A 15,055-nucleotide genomic window follows, 5' to 3' on the forward strand; every position below is an offset into this window, starting at 1 on the left:
TTCAGGAGCGCGCATCCGTGACCACCAGCAATCGCATTCTTCTTGGCGTGAACATCGACCACGTCGCCACCCTGCGTCAGGCCCGTGGCACGCGCTACCCGGATCCGGTCAAGGCTGCGCTGGACGCGGAAGAGGCGGGTGCCGACGGCATCACCGTGCACCTGCGTGAAGACCGCCGGCACATTCAGGAGCGCGACGTTCTGCTGCTCAAAGACGTGCTGCAAACCCGCATGAACTTCGAAATGGGCGTCACCGAAGAAATGATGGCGTTCGCCGAGCGTATTCGCCCGGCACACATCTGTCTGGTTCCGGAAACCCGTCAGGAACTGACCACTGAAGGTGGTCTGGATGTCGCGGGGCAGGAAGAGCGGATCAAGGCAGCGGTCGAGCGTCTGTCGAAGATCGGCAGTGAAGTGTCGTTGTTCATCGATGCGGACGAGCGTCAGATCGCTGCGTCGAAGCGCGTCGGTGCGCCTGCAATTGAACTGCACACCGGGCGCTACGCCGATGCCGAAACCCCGACCGAAGTGGCTGAAGAACTAAAGCGCGTTGCCGATGGCGTGGCGTTTGGTTTGGCCCAAGGCTTGATCGTTAACGCGGGTCACGGTTTGCATTACCACAACGTTGAAGCCGTCGCGGCGATCAAGGGCATCAACGAACTGAACATCGGCCATGCGCTGGTGGCACATGCGTTGTTCGTCGGCTTCAAGTCTGCCGTATCGGAAATGAAGGCGCTGATCCTGGCTGCTGCCAAGCACTAAAGGTCACCGCATAACAACTTGTGGGAGCGAGCCTGCTCGCGAAAGCGTTGTATCAGTCAAAGATGATGTCGACTGACACGACGCTTTCGCGAGCAGGCTCACTCCTACATTTGATTTGGGGTGTTGGTTAGAGCGGGGCAGGTTCTTGAGTGGGCTTTGATTTGTCGATGCCGGGCACATGCAGATTGCCCTCAGCGACTTGATCGCCCTCAAGCTGCGGCTGCGTCACCCAGGTCAGAATGTCGTAATAGCGACGAATGTTCGCCACAAAATGCACCGGCTCGCCGCCGCGGGCGTAGCCATAACGCGTCTTGCTGTACCACTGCTTCTGCGACAGGCGCGGCAGGATCTTCTTCACATCCAGCCATTTGTCCGGGTTCAACCCTTCCTTGGCCGTCAGTTTGCGCGCGTCATCCAGATGACCGCTGCCGACGTTGTACGCCGCCAGGGCAAACCAGGTGCGATCCGGTTCCTTGATCGAATCGTCGAGCTGATCCTTCATATAAGCCAGGTACTTGGCGCCACCCATGATGCTCTGCTTGGGGTCGAGGCGGTTGGACACGCCCATCGCCTGCGCGGTGTTCTGGGTCAGCATCATCAGCCCGCGCACGCCGGTCTTCGAGGTAACCGTCGGCTGCCACAGCGATTCCTGATAACCGATCGCTGCCAGAAGGCGCCAGTCGACTTTCTCTTTCTTCGCATAATTCTTGAAGTGCTGTTCGTATTTCGGCAGGCGCTGCTGCAAGTGCTGGGCGAAGGTCGTGGCGCCCATGTAACCGAGGACATCGACGTGGCCGTAATAGCGATCCTTCAGGCGTTGCAGGGTGCCGTTCTTCTGCACCTTGTCCAGATACGCGTTGATTTCGTTGAGCAGGCTGTTGTCTTCGCCAGGGCCAACCGCCCAACTCTGGCTGCGCGCATCGCCGAGGTCGAAGGCCACACGAATGTTGGTGAAGTACACCTGATTCATCGCCACTTCGTTGGAGTCGACCAGGGTCAGGTCAATCTGCCCTTCATCGACCATGCGCAGCAGATCGACCACTTCAACCGCGTCGGACTCTTCGTATTCGATGCCGGGGAATTTCTTTTTCAGCTCGGCCAGTTGTTCGGCGTGGGTGCTGCCCTTGAGCACCATGATCTTCTTGCCGACCAGATCGCCGGGATCGGTTGGCCGCGACTGGCCGTTGCGGTAGATGATCTGCGGGGTGACTTCGAGATAGGAGTGCGAGAAGCGCACCTGCTTCTTGCGCTGTTCGCTGCTGACCAGACCGGCGGCGGCCAGCACTGGGCCGTTCGGCTTGCCGATCTGATCGAACAGGTCGTCGAGGTTGTCGGCGGTCTCGATCTTCAGCTCGACACCCAAATCGTCGGCGAAGCGCTTCACCAGCTCGTATTCGAAGCCGGTTTCACCGCTGCGATCCTGAAAGTAGGTGGCGGGGCTGTTACGGGTAATCACCCGCAGCACACCATCCTCCTTTACGCGCTCGAGTGTGTTGGGTTTATCAACACAGCCACCGAGCATCAGGAAGAGTCCGGTTGCGATCAGCCATTTGGCGTACCGCGGACGCAAAGCCGTTGGGAAAAACATCTGCGCAGTATACGCAAACGGCCGCGGGCGCCATATCTCGACAGTGCAGGGCGAGTCTGCTAGCGATCACAAAACCGAGCGAAACCCCGCAGAAACGGGCCTTTACGGCTTTTTGTTACAGTAAAAATAAGCGGCCTCCGAATAGCTGATTTACCTGACTCTGAAGTCGGAAACACAGATTGATACTCGAGTGCAACCGTGCGTAGCGTTTCGGGTGATGTTGAGGGCGGTTTAGGCTAGAATGCACGGCCTCAAAGCACACCCCTTCCCGAGGCTGTCCCGAAGATGTTGATCCTGCGCGGCGCTCCTGCCCTTTCTGCCTTTCGCCACAGCAAACTCCTTGAGCAACTGAGCCAGAAGGTTCCAGCTGTCAGTGGCCTGTATGCTGAATTCGCTCACTTCGCCGAAGTCACCGGCGTCCTGACCGGCGACGAACAGCAGGTGCTAGCGCGCCTTCTGAAGTACGGTCCAAGTGTTCCGGTTCAAGAGCCGACCGGACGTCTGTTTCTGGTGTTGCCGCGTTTCGGCACCATCTCGCCATGGTCGAGCAAGGCCAGCGACATCGCCCGCAACTGCGGCCTGAGCAAGATCCAGCGTCTGGAGCGCGGTATCGCCTTCTACGTGGCCGGTCAGTTCAGCGAAGCCGAAGCCCAGCAGATTGCCGACGTGCTGCATGACCGCATGACCCAGATCGTGCTGGCCAACCTCGAGCAGGCCGCCGGTCTGTTCAGCCACGCCGAGCCGAAGCCGCTGACTGCAATCGACATCCTCGGTGGTGGTCGCGCCGCGCTGGAAAAAGCCAATACCGAGCTGGGCCTGGCCCTCGCCGAAGACGAAATCGACTATCTGGTCGACGCCTTCAACGGTCTCAAGCGCAACCCGCACGACATCGAACTGATGATGTTCGCCCAGGCCAACTCCGAGCACTGCCGTCACAAGATCTTCAACGCCAGTTGGGATATTGATGGCGAGAACCAGGAAAAAAGCCTGTTCGGCATGATCAAGAACACCTACGTGATGCACAGCGAAGGCGTTCTGTCGGCTTATAAGGACAACGCCTCGGTGATCGTCGGCAACGTTGCCGGCCGTTTCTTCCCGAATCCTGAGACCCGCCAGTACAGCGCGGTGCAGGAGCCGGTGCACATCCTGATGAAGGTTGAAACCCACAACCACCCGACCGCGATCGCTCCGTTCCCGGGCGCGTCGACCGGTTCCGGCGGCGAGATCCGTGACGAAGGTGCAACCGGCCGTGGCGCCAAGCCTAAGGCTGGCCTGACCGGTTTCACTGTATCCAACCTGCAGATCCCGGGCTTCGAACAGCCGTGGGAAGTGCCGTACGGCAAGCCTGAGCGCATCGTCACCGCGCTGGACATCATGATCGAAGGCCCGCTCGGCGGCGCCGCGTTCAACAACGAATTCGGTCGTCCGGCCCTGACTGGCTACTTCCGTACCTTCGAACAATCGATCACCACCCCGCACGGTGACGAAGTTCGCGGTTACCACAAGCCGATCATGCTCGCTGGTGGCATGGGCAACATCCGCGAAGAACACGTCAAGAAAGGCGAGATCGTGGTCGGCTCCAAGCTGATCGTCCTCGGCGGCCCGGCGATGTTGATCGGTCTGGGCGGCGGCGCCGCTTCCTCGATGGCCACCGGCACCAGCTCGGCGGATCTCGACTTTGCTTCCGTTCAGCGTGAAAACCCTGAAATGGAGCGTCGTTGCCAGGAAGTCATCGACCGTTGCTGGCAACTGGGTGACAAGAACCCGATCAGCTTCATCCACGACGTGGGTGCGGGCGGTCTGTCCAACGCCTTCCCGGAACTGGTCAACGACGGCGACCGCGGTGGCCGTTTCGAACTGCGCAACATTCCTAACGACGAGCCGGGCATGGCCCCGCACGAAATCTGGTCCAACGAATCCCAGGAACGTTACGTTCTGGCGGTCGGCCCGGAAGATTTCGAGCGCTTCCAGGCGATCTGCGAACGTGAGCGTTGCCCGTTTGCCGTAGTCGGTGAAGCCACCGCCGAGCCGCAACTGACCGTGACCGACAGCCACTTCGGCAACAATCCGGTGGACATGCCGCTGGAAGTGTTGCTGGGCAAGGCTCCACGCATGCACCGTTCGGTGGTTCGTGAAGCTGAACTGGGCGATGACTTCGATCCGTCGAACCTCGACATCAGCGAATCCATCGAGCGCGTTCTGCATCACCCGGCCGTGGCGAGCAAGAGCTTCCTGATCACCATCGGCGACCGCACCATCACCGGCCTCGTGGCCCGTGACCAAATGGTCGGCCCATGGCAGGTTCCAGTGGCTGACGTTGCCGTCACCGCGACCAGTTTCGACGTCTACACCGGTGAAGCGATGGCGATGGGCGAGCGCACTCCGCTGGCATTGCTGGACGCTCCGGCGTCGGGCCGCATGGCCATCGGCGAAACCCTGACCAACATCGCGGCTTCGCGCATCAACAAGATCTCCGACATCAAACTGTCGGCGAACTGGATGTCGGCGGCCGGCCACCCGGGCGAAGACGCGCGTCTGTACGACACCGTGAAAGCGGTCGGTATGGAACTGTGCCCTGAGCTGGGCATCACCATTCCGGTGGGCAAGGACTCGATGTCCATGGCCACTCGCTGGAATGACAACGGCGAAGAAAAAACCGTGACCTCGCCGATGTCGCTGATCGTGACCGGTTTCGCGCCAGTGGCTGACATCCGTCAGACCCTGACCCCGGAACTGCGCATGGACAAGGGCACCACCGACCTGATCCTGATCGACCTCGGTCGCGGGCAGAACCGTATGGGCGCTTCGATCCTTGCTCAGACACACGGCAAGCTCGGCAAACACGCGCCGGACGTCGATGACGCCGAAGACCTGAAAGCCTTCTTCGCGGTGATCCAGGGCTTGAACGCCGACGGTCACTTGCTGGCTTACCACGACCGTTCCGACGGTGGTCTGCTGACCTCCGTGGTGGAAATGGCCTTCGCCGGTCATTGCGGTCTGAGCCTGAACCTCGACAGCGTTGCCGAGTCCTCGGCAGAAATCGCTGCGATCCTGTTCAACGAAGAACTGGGTGCGGTGATCCAGGTCCGTCAGGACGCCACGCCGGACATCCTCGCGCAATTCAGCGCGGCCGGTCTGGGCGACTGCGTGTCGGTGATCGGTCAGCCGATCAACAATGGTCAGATCAACATCACCTTCAACGGTGACACCGTGTTCGAAGGCCAGCGTCGTCTGCTGCAACGTCAGTGGGCCGAGACCAGCTACCAGATCCAGCGTCTGCGCGACAACGCCGACTGCGCCGAGCAAGAGTTCGACGTGCTGCTGGAAGAAGACAATCCGGGTTTGAGCGTCAAGCTGAGCTATGACGTCAACCAGGACATCGCCGCGCCTTACATCAAGAAAGGCATCCGCCCACAGGTTGCCGTGCTGCGTGAGCAGGGCGTCAACGGTCAGGTGGAAATGGCGGCGGCGTTCGACCGCGCCGGTTTCAACGCGATCGACGTGCACATGAGCGACATTCTCGCCGGCCGTGTTGACCTGAACGAGTTCAAAGGTCTGGTGGCGTGTGGTGGTTTCTCCTACGGTGACGTGCTCGGCGCCGGTGAAGGCTGGGCCAAGTCGGCACTGTTCAACAGCCGTGCCCGCGATGCGTTCCAGGGTTTCTTCGAGCGCAACGACAGCTTCACCCTCGGCGTGTGCAACGGTTGCCAGATGATGTCCAACCTGCACGAGCTGATCCCGGGCAGCGAATTCTGGCCGCACTTCGTGCGCAACCGCTCCGAGCAGTTCGAAGCGCGCGTGGCGATGGTGCAGATTCAGGAGTCGAACTCGATCTTCCTGCAGGGCATGGCCGGTTCGCGTATGCCGATCGCCATTGCTCACGGCGAAGGTCATGCCGAGTTCTCCAGCGAAGAGGCACTGCTGGAAGCCGATCTGTCGGGTTGCGTGGCGATGCGTTTCGTCGACAACCACGGCAAGGTCACCGAGCGTTACCCGGCCAACCCGAACGGTTCGCCACGCGGGATTACCGGTCTCACCAGCCGTGATGGCCGCGTGACGATCATGATGCCGCACCCGGAGCGGGTGTTCCGCGCGGTGCAGAACTCGTGGCGTTCGGAAGACTGGAACGAAGATGCACCGTGGATGCGTATGTTCCGTAACGCGCGCGTCTGGGTGAACTGAGCCCTGTGTACAAGCTCGCCTTTTTTGTTCCCGACAGTCATGTCGAAGTGGTCAAAGGCGCTGTGTTCGCTGCCGGTGGTGGGCGGATCGGTGACTATGATCACTGTGCGTGGCAGGTGCTCGGTCTGGGCCAGTTTCGACCGTTGGACGGCAGTCAGCCGTTTATGGGTGAGGCTGGGCAGGTCGAGCGGGTTGAGGAATGGAAGGTTGAGCTTGTAGTGGCGGATGAGCTGATCGTTGCTGTTGTGGCGGCGTTGAAGCTCAGTCATCCGTACGAGACACCGGCTTATGAAGTGTGGCGGCTGGAAGATTTCTGATAGCCGCTTAAACAGGAAACCCGCAGATGAGTGATTGTCTGCGGGTTTTTTGTTGCCCCCCGATTTTCCGGGCGATGGGAATCCAATGTGGGAGCGAGCCTGCTCGCGAAGGCGCCGGCTCAGGCAATAATGTTCTGACTGACCGAGTACATATCCATTGCTGCGGTAACGGCTTCTTAGGGTTCCGCCCTTACGGCGGGTCACCTTTTCCAAACGCCGAAAAAGTAACCCAAAAGGCTTGTCCCAACGTTCGGCCCACTCGCTAAAGCTCGGGGTTCCTTCGCTCCGGGATCCATCCGCTCAGCCTGCCGACGAGGCTGGTGGATCAAGATCAAAAACTGCAGCCGAGCTAACGCTCATCCTTTTGAGTCGGGCGGCTTCGCTGCGGGTATGTTCGCAAATCGAAGTTGTGGGGGCTGGCCCCAAAAACGGCGAGAAGAAAACCACTGGGCCGTCAAGTCCAGTGGTTTTCAGCGTGATTACGCCCTCTCGAAGGCGTTCAACTGACAGCCGAAAGTTTGACTTGGTCGACAAGCATTTCGATCAATTCGGGCAAGTATTGGAACCGCTGCTCCTTCCTGTTCCAGCGGTCAATGAAGAACAACCCTTTGTCATCCACCTGGATTGGCGTGCTGACAATGTCCCCCGTTGCGGACTTATGCACCAGATTGATTTCGCTCGGGTCAGGACGTTCGATCAGAAAGTGTCCGGCCTGGGTGAGTCTGGTCCGACTGACAGACGGAATGGGTGGCAGTTTTTTTGCTCGGGAAACCGCGATGTCCAGATTGAAATCGCTGCGCAGTGCGAACACGCCGGAATTGACTTCCGAGTTCACCACTTCCCAGGTGCCTTGATAGACACCTTTGGCCAGTTCTTGCGGGGTGTCGCGCACATGAAGGCTGGCAGCACCAAGCGTATCGGTCAGCCCCGGTACGCCCAGATTATAGTGGGTGTTCGTTCTGTCGATCAGCGCCACCCACTTATGCGGTCCGTGTGCCAGTTGGTCAGCCTCGATCAGCTGGGTAGCGAAGTAACTGAACATCTGGTTTCGCGAAATATTCTTGTCAGCCAAGCCGTCCAGGTAATAGCTCACCGTGCAATCGAGCGCCCTGATGCGGATGTTGTTTTTCGCCGCCGCGTGGACCAGTTCGGTGTAGAGAGCGACACCGCCCGAACGCCCCATGAGTGAGGAGTCGAGTATCCGCAAGTAGCTTCTGAGGCGGTCGGGCATGCGTTGGGTTTGAAAAAAAATGTCCAGCTCGGCCTGATGCAGGTCGGTCAGCAGATGTTGCATATACAACGTGTCGTAGCCTGACGACTTGAGTGTTTCCATGTGTTTTTTCAGCAGTGTTTTGCTCGACACTGTGAGTCTTGATTCGCCGATCAGCAGGCTCAGACGACTGTCGACCAGTTGGCTCAAAAATGTTTCGAATGAGCTATCGGCAGCGATGTCTGGAAGGGTCGCAGCGGGGGCCGGGGTGTAGTCGGTAAAGGCGTCTCGGGCCTTTTTCTCGAGGCGGTTGCGTTGAGCAATAAACGCGTCATAGGCAGCCTGCGCGTCGCGGCCGGCCTGACCACGCAAGGAGGTAAAGGGGAAGCGAGAGTCCAGTGCTCGGGGGCGGAATTGCATGCGAGCAATTTCGTCACGGAACGCCGTCGGAACATCGAACTCGTCGAAATGTTGAACGCCCGGACTCGCCGTCGCCGGAGGCTGAGCCGGTACTTGGGGCGCTTTGTAGGATGTCGGCAATGCCACGAGGTAATCGCCCTTGGCCGCTGCGTCACCGGGTATCGCGCCGGGTGAGTCCACGCCGATGCGCGTCGGTTGACCCACAGCCACGTCGTCGATGCGCAGCGCAACGGCTTCGTGCAGGTCGGCCAGACCAGGCGTCTTGTCGAACGTGCTCATGCGTGAAGCGTCCGTCAGGGCTATCCAGCGCTCGGCGGGCGCCTCAATGGCATCGGCGGCAATGGCCTTGAGCGAGTAGAAATTTCTGATGCTGTTGCTGCGGGGCGTCAGCGGCGAAACATCGGCCATCACCAGGGCTCCGTCCAGCTTATAGCTGGTGGAGGCGTCCAGCGCGTGGATTTTCAGACCCTTTTCCCGAGCCGTGCGAACCAGCGCAAGGTACGAGAACGGCGCGTCGGATCCGTGGCCAAAGGCTTTGTCGACGGCTTTCAAATGTCGTTTGATACCGCGCCATGATTCGCCCCGGTTGAATTTTGCCAGCTTGATATGGAAGACGTCAGCCGGCAGATATTCCATATAAAGGTGTTTGAAACCACTCTTGAGCAACGCGTCCATATAAGTGATCAGCGCCTGTTTACTGGCGATGGAGCCAGGCTGGGCGCCGATGACCAGATTCTTGCCGGCCAACGCGTCGCTGGCGATCAGTTGCGTAAATGACGTGTCGGCGGCGATGGCCGGCACTTCGATGCGCGCAGGCAAAGGGGCCAGTTCGGCAAAATGACGGGTCGCGTCCGTGGTCAGCTTTTCGACCTGTTGCAGGTAGGCAGTGCGTGTGGAAGCCAGTTGGTCGGCAGCGGCGAAGAGGCTGGAGTGAGCGTAGGACGTTCCCATGTAGTCCTGGCTGCGCAAAATGAGTTCCTCTCGGGACTCTGGATTGATCACCATTGCAATCCTGTCCCGATATTTGGACGGCACGCCGTAGTCTTTGTGCGGGCCGGGGGTATCCGGCAAGGCGTCGTATTTCGGCGCGCCGCCGGCCACGCCGCTGCGCACCATCACACCTTCGCCATTGGGCACGGCCAGAATCCCGGTCGACAGAAGCCTGCCGGTGTCAGGGTCAAGGCGATGCAGCAGGTATCGGCCAATAACGTCGGGCGTATTCGCTGCCCACAAGGTCTGGCCCTTGTAGTTCACCGGCCGCATGTCCGCCGGGGGTACGCTGGGTTCCAGTTGCTCAATCAGAGTCATGACGCGTTGCTGCTCGCTGGCGCTGCTGACGGCGGCATGGCGCAGGGGACGGCTGACTGGCTGAAGTGAGCGCAGGGCTGGACGCAGGTCGGTCAATAGCGCACCGGTACTGTTGAGCATGTAGCCGAGCAAATGGTTGAGCGCTTCGGCGTTGTTACCCTGCCGATAGGCGTGCAGGGCGAGCATGCCATCCTTGAATGCCAACAGCAGCCCGGTGCTCAGACTCAACAGTGGAAACGGTGCGGTGGCAATGGCGGTGATCCATTCGACGCACGTCCAGATCAGGCCGGCAATCATCTGGGCGCGGCTGCTGGTAGTCGCGTGGACATCGTCGATCTTGCGCTGCAGCTTCATGTCATACAGCGCGTCGCGCATGTCGCTGATCGGGGTTTTCTGCTGTGTCGAGTCGTAGCGTGCCGGGCTGGAGGTGGTTTTGTCGATGTCTTTGGGCAGCTGCTTTTTGGCGGTTTCAAGGAATTTGCGCACCCGGGTCTGCGATTGAATGCCCACCCGCCGGGTGAAGTATTCGATCATGCCGGGCTGCTGTTTCAGCAGGTAATTGAACAGCCGTGCTTCGCGAAAACTCACGCCGTCAGGCGCGTCGGGGGTGTAGAGCAGCACCGGGTTTTTGTCGTGGCCGAACAGCCAGTTGTCGAGCACCCACTCACCCTCAATCATCAGTCGATGGACCGGGTATTTTTTTTGCCGTGGCGCCGATATGTCCTCCATGCTGTCGATGCTCTGCTCAAGCCATTGCCGGTCACTGCTGGCGATATGGCCCTGCAACTGGCATTCCAGCGCTGCGCATTTCATCTGGCGTTGAGTAATGGCCAGGATTGTATTGCGCCTGAAGGCGTAACCCTCACTCGCGTCACTTTGCAGTTCTTGTCTGACCTTGTCGGTGTAGCGTTTGCCTATCCACACACCGGTAATCGAGCGCGCGACAGTCTCTGCGCTCAGGTTGCTGATATCGATGTCTGGCGGCCCTTTGAAGTGTGCCGAACGAGAGAATTTTTCGTCGAGGAAGCCGACGCCGTCGGCATACCCGTCGCGATACAGCCGTGTGTACGTTAACGGTTTTGGTGTCAGGGCCGGAATGACCGACATGGGCGAGTAAGCGATGACAGTATCCGGGTCGACGTCATTTGCCGGGCGTTTGAGCAACTGGTTCAGTTGTTTTTTCGCCTGCTCGTGCACGTAATCGTCGAACGCCGGAAAGCGGCTGCCCGAAAGTTGATGTCGGTCGAAGCCTTGCAATGCACCTTCGGCGTCTTCGCTCAGCGTCGACAGTTTTCTGCGGTTTTCGTCGGTGGTTGTGCGATACCACAGCGGGGTGCCGAAATCGTAGTCGTCGACTCGCGTGGCCAACACGTGCTCGGCCATGACTTGCAGGCAATCGAGGTGCTTGCCGATGTTCTCGAAGGTGACTTTTCTGTGCTCCTGATCCTCAAGCTTGAAACTGAGGCTGGAGAGCACTTTGCGCAGGCTTGAACGAAAACGCAGAGGTGCACGGCTGATCAGGTAGCCGGTCATGGTATTGGCGTCTTCGCTGTGCGTGGCCCAGCCAAGCAGGTGGGTCTGACATTCAAGCTCACTGGCGAAGACCTGGAACTGCTGCTCTCGCGGCGCTTGTGGCGTGCACAGCAACATGCGTTTGAGGACGCCCTCGGCGTCGCTTTGGCGCAACACCCAGAGATCCTGCAGTTGCGCACCGTGCACGGACAGGGTCGCGGCGCGCAGGTGTGGATCGCTGTCGCTGCGCAAGCGCTGGATCAGTTGCAGGTCACTCTCGAGCAGATGGCCTTGCAGCACTGCCGTATGAGCCAGCGCGACGATACGTTGATCGAGCATGTCCTCGATCGCGGGTTTGATGGCTGGGCCGGCATGCATGTCTTTCTGCAAACGGTCGAATTCGATACGCGGCTTGAGGCTCAACCCTTGCTTGACCAGCCACTGCGGTGTCAGGTCTGCGTAGGCATCGGCCAAAGGCGCATCGTCATAGGTGAGGGTGGTATATCGAAGAAACTCCGAGTCCGGCAATTCGTCTCCCGTGTGCGGGCCACGCAAGGACAGATCGAGCAAATTGCGCTGATGCTCATACACACCGTATCCGGGCACCCGACGTTGCGTGGTGATTTGCAGCTTCTGCGGCTCCAGATCATCAATCTCCAGATCTTCGCTCAGACGCTCCAGCCATTGATGCCGGGCGAGGGTCAGAAGACTGGCCGCCGGCCCCATCAGGTCGAGCAGTTTTTGCCGCGCCTTGTGGTAAATACCGACCTGTTGCGCCAGCTCGGTCTGCCTGGCGGCGCTGGCGCTGCGGTACCACTGCGGTGCACTGTCGCGCAGGTGGCGTTCGAACAAGGTTTGCGCCTGCAGTTCCAGGCGCGGGGCGAGATCCGGCAGGGCTCCTGCAATGGCCCGGTCGAGGGCCGCGAGCAACTGCGCCGAGTCTTGTTGCGGGTTGTCGTCGTAGCTCCAGGCGCGATCGATGTCTTGTGTGCGCTTGTCGATCAGGGCATCGCAGATATGTTCAAACAGCGGTTGGCTATCGATCAGCGAACACTGCAACGGCCAGATCCCCGCTGCACTCAAGTCGTGATAGCGCGCCGGCAACATCTGCATGAATTCAGTGTGGCTGGCGGGATGTTGCAGGTATTGCAGCAAATGGACGTCGAGAGCCGCTGCTGAATCGAAGTACTCGATGCCCCGGCTCGGGGTGAACAACAGGACGTAACCACCGTCCCTGGCCGTCGACAGATCGGTGAGCGCGGACTTGTTCTTTTCCGTGACGACAAAGGCGCCAGCCAGCTCGACGGTGTGTTCCTGAAAGCTGAACTGCAGCGCGTAGGCGGCCGGACGTAGCGTCGGCCCCAGCGTCAGCTGTTCCAGGAGCGCAGCGGCTTGGGGATGCAGCAGGCGATCCTTGACGGCCTGTCGCGCCTCGTGGCCGATCGCGGTGAAACCGGCTTCGTAGGTCAGAAAGGTTCTGGCCGATTTGTTATCGATCAGATCGCGCAGATCCATGTCGAGCAACGCCGTGTCGAGCTTGGCTTTGGTGGTCGCGAGCAGTTTTTTGCCCTGGTCACTGTGCAGGTCGCTGTTTTCCAGGATCTGGTAGATCGCCCGACTTTTTTGCAAGAACTGCTCGCGGTGAGCTTTGAGCAGGCTGTTCAGGCGTTTGAGGTAAACCTGCTCCGCTGTCGGTGCCTGTTCGGCAAGCAACGGGGTATCGATGTTGAAAAGATACTGGGCGATCTGGTTGAGATCGCTCCTGATCTCTTCAACCGTGGGGGCGGTGGGAGTGCTCATCGGCACAGTCTCCATGCTGGTGGGAAGAGCCTTCAGCATGGCGAGGGTGATTCGATCGAAGGTGGTACATATGTAGTGGGTGTGCAGTGCAGGCGGAGGCGTGAAAGGCTCGACTCGATCCACATACCGGAGAATTGCAGCATCGTTGATCGCCAGCAGGGCATGTGAAATGCATTCCTCTACGGGAACGAGCCTGCCAGCGATACAGTCGACTCAAACACTATTGCTTCAAACCTTCGCGCTGACCTCGCTGCGATTCACCAGGCTCTCCAGCGCTCCACTCAAACTCGCGGCCTTATCCCCCACCAGCAAATGCCAGACCCCGCCATCCAACTGGCTGACGCCATGACACCCCAACGCCTTCAACTGCGCTTCCGACAGCGCCTTGCCATCCGCCAATTGCAGGCGAATCCGCGTCATCGCGATGCAGTCCAGTTGCAGTACGTTGCCGCCACCGCCCAAGGCATTCAGCCATTGCTGCGCCTCGGAGCCGGCGACCACCGGCGCTTTCGGTTCCTCGACAGCCACAGCATTTTCAAGCAGAACCGCATGGCCGAGAGAAGGCATTGCCAGGCGAATCTCGTCAGCAATGCTGTCCGCCATCGGCCCGACCACAACCTGCAAACTGCCACCTTTACCCGGACGCACAACCGCCATTGCGCCCAGCGCTTTCAGATCAGCATCCAATGCCTTGTTGCGATCGACCATCTCCAGTCGCAGGCGCGTGGTGCAAGCGCCAACAGTCAGCAGATTTTCGGCGCCGCCCAAGGCCTTGATGTAAGCGCTGGCACGTTCGTTTTCCGTGAGCACTGCTTTCTCAGCAGAAGCCACATCCTCGCGCCCCGGCGTCTTCAGATTGAAGCGACGAATGCAGAAATCAAATACGGCGTAATAGATAACCGCGTAGGCGAGGCCCACCGGAATCACCAGCCAACCATTGGTCGAGCGCCCCCAACCCAGCACCATGTCGATAAAGCCGCCGGAGAAGGTAAAGCCCAAATGAATATTCAAGCCATTGGTAATCGCCATCGATAACCCGGTCAACAACGCATGCAGCAGATACAACAGCGGTGCGAGGAACATAAAGGCAAATTCGATCGGCTCGGTTACCCCGGTCAGAAACGAGGTCAACGCCATCGACAGAAAAATCCCGCCCATGACTTTGCGGCGCTCCGGCAGGGCGTTGCGGTACATCGCCAGACAGGCCGCCGGCAGGCCGAAGATCATCATCGGGAACATGCCGGTCATGAACTGGCCACCCTTCGGATCGCCAGCGAAGTAGCGCGACAGGTCACCGGTCACCAGCGCACCAGTCGTCGGATCGGTGAAGTTACCGAACACAAACCACGCCATGTTGTTGAGGATATGGTGCAGGCCGGTGACGATCAGCAGACGGTTGAATACGCCGAACACGAACGCACCGATGCTGCCGCTTTCCATCATCAACGCACCGAAGGCGTTGATGCCGTGCTGGATCGGCGGCCAGATATAGCCGAACACTACGCCCAGACCGACCGCTGCAAACCCGGTGACAATCGGCACAAAGCGCCACCCGCCGAAGAACGCCAGATATTCCGGCAGCTTGATGTCCTTGAAGCGGTTGTACAGCGCGCCGGCCATCAGACCGCTGACGATCCCGGCGAGCATGCCCATGTTGATGGTCGAATCGAGCACCTTCAGGGTGGAGATCATCACCAGATAACCGATCACCCCGGCGAGGCCAGCGGTGCCGTTGTTGTCCTTGGCGAAACCGACGGCGATGCCGATGGCGAAGATCATTGCCAGGTTGGCGAAGATCACTTGGCCGGCATCGTGAATGATCGCGATGTTCAGCAGGTCGGTGTCACCCAGGCGCAGCAGCAGACCGGCAATCGGCAGGATTGCGATCGGCAGCATCAGCGCACGGCCGAGGCGTTGCAGTCCTTCGATGAAGAGTTGGTACATGGCGTTTGTCCTT

General features: G+C 59.6%; 6 protein-coding genes. 3 read left to right on the top strand and 3 right to left on the bottom strand.

The features are described from left to right. Positions 1 to 17 precede the first annotated feature (17 nt). Positions 18 to 761 carry a pyridoxine 5'-phosphate synthase gene (gene pdxJ / locus CCX46_RS05200; protein WP_038357694.1) on the top strand — a complete coding sequence of 248 codons (744 nt, stop codon included), beginning with the start codon at positions 18 to 20 and terminating at the stop codon, positions 759 to 761. 127 nt (positions 762 to 888) lie between these two features. Here pdxJ and mltF read toward each other — a convergent pair whose 3' ends face one another. Beyond that, on the bottom strand, positions 889 to 2,349 hold the full coding sequence (gene mltF / locus CCX46_RS05210; protein ID WP_127925939.1) for a membrane-bound lytic murein transglycosylase MltF: 1,461 nt from the start codon (positions 2,347 to 2,349) through the stop codon (positions 889 to 891). Positions 2,350 to 2,634: 285 nt separating this feature from the next. Here mltF and purL point away from each other — a divergent pair, with 285 nt between their 5' ends. Continuing rightward, entirely contained in the window at positions 2,635 to 6,531 is a 3,897-nt protein-coding gene (gene purL, locus CCX46_RS05215; protein ID WP_127925940.1) for a phosphoribosylformylglycinamidine synthase, read from the top strand. Between the two features lie 5 nt (positions 6,532 to 6,536). Beyond that, positions 6,537 to 6,848, top strand: a complete 312-nt coding sequence (locus CCX46_RS05220; protein ID WP_127925941.1) for a Nif3-like dinuclear metal center hexameric protein — start codon at positions 6,537 to 6,539, stop codon at positions 6,846 to 6,848. Between the two features lie 499 nt (positions 6,849 to 7,347). Here CCX46_RS05220 and CCX46_RS05225 read toward each other — a convergent pair whose 3' ends face one another. Together CCX46_RS05225 and nagE are read right to left on the bottom strand one after the other, a co-directional pair. Then, positions 7,348 to 13,221: a membrane-targeted effector domain-containing toxin gene (locus CCX46_RS05225; protein ID WP_238704379.1), complete on the bottom strand. Its 5,874-nt coding sequence runs from the start codon at positions 13,219 to 13,221 to the stop codon at positions 7,348 to 7,350. A 105-nt stretch (positions 13,222 to 13,326) separates the two neighbouring features. Next, positions 13,327 to 15,042, bottom strand: coding sequence for an N-acetylglucosamine-specific PTS transporter subunit IIBC (nagE, locus tag CCX46_RS05230; protein ID WP_127925942.1), 1,716 nt, complete (start codon positions 15,040 to 15,042; stop codon positions 13,327 to 13,329). Positions 15,043 to 15,055 lie beyond the last annotated feature (13 nt).

Origin of the sequence: Pseudomonas sp. RU47 (assembly GCF_004011755.1) — a bacterium.
Lineage (GTDB): Bacteria > Pseudomonadota > Gammaproteobacteria > Pseudomonadales > Pseudomonadaceae > Aquipseudomonas.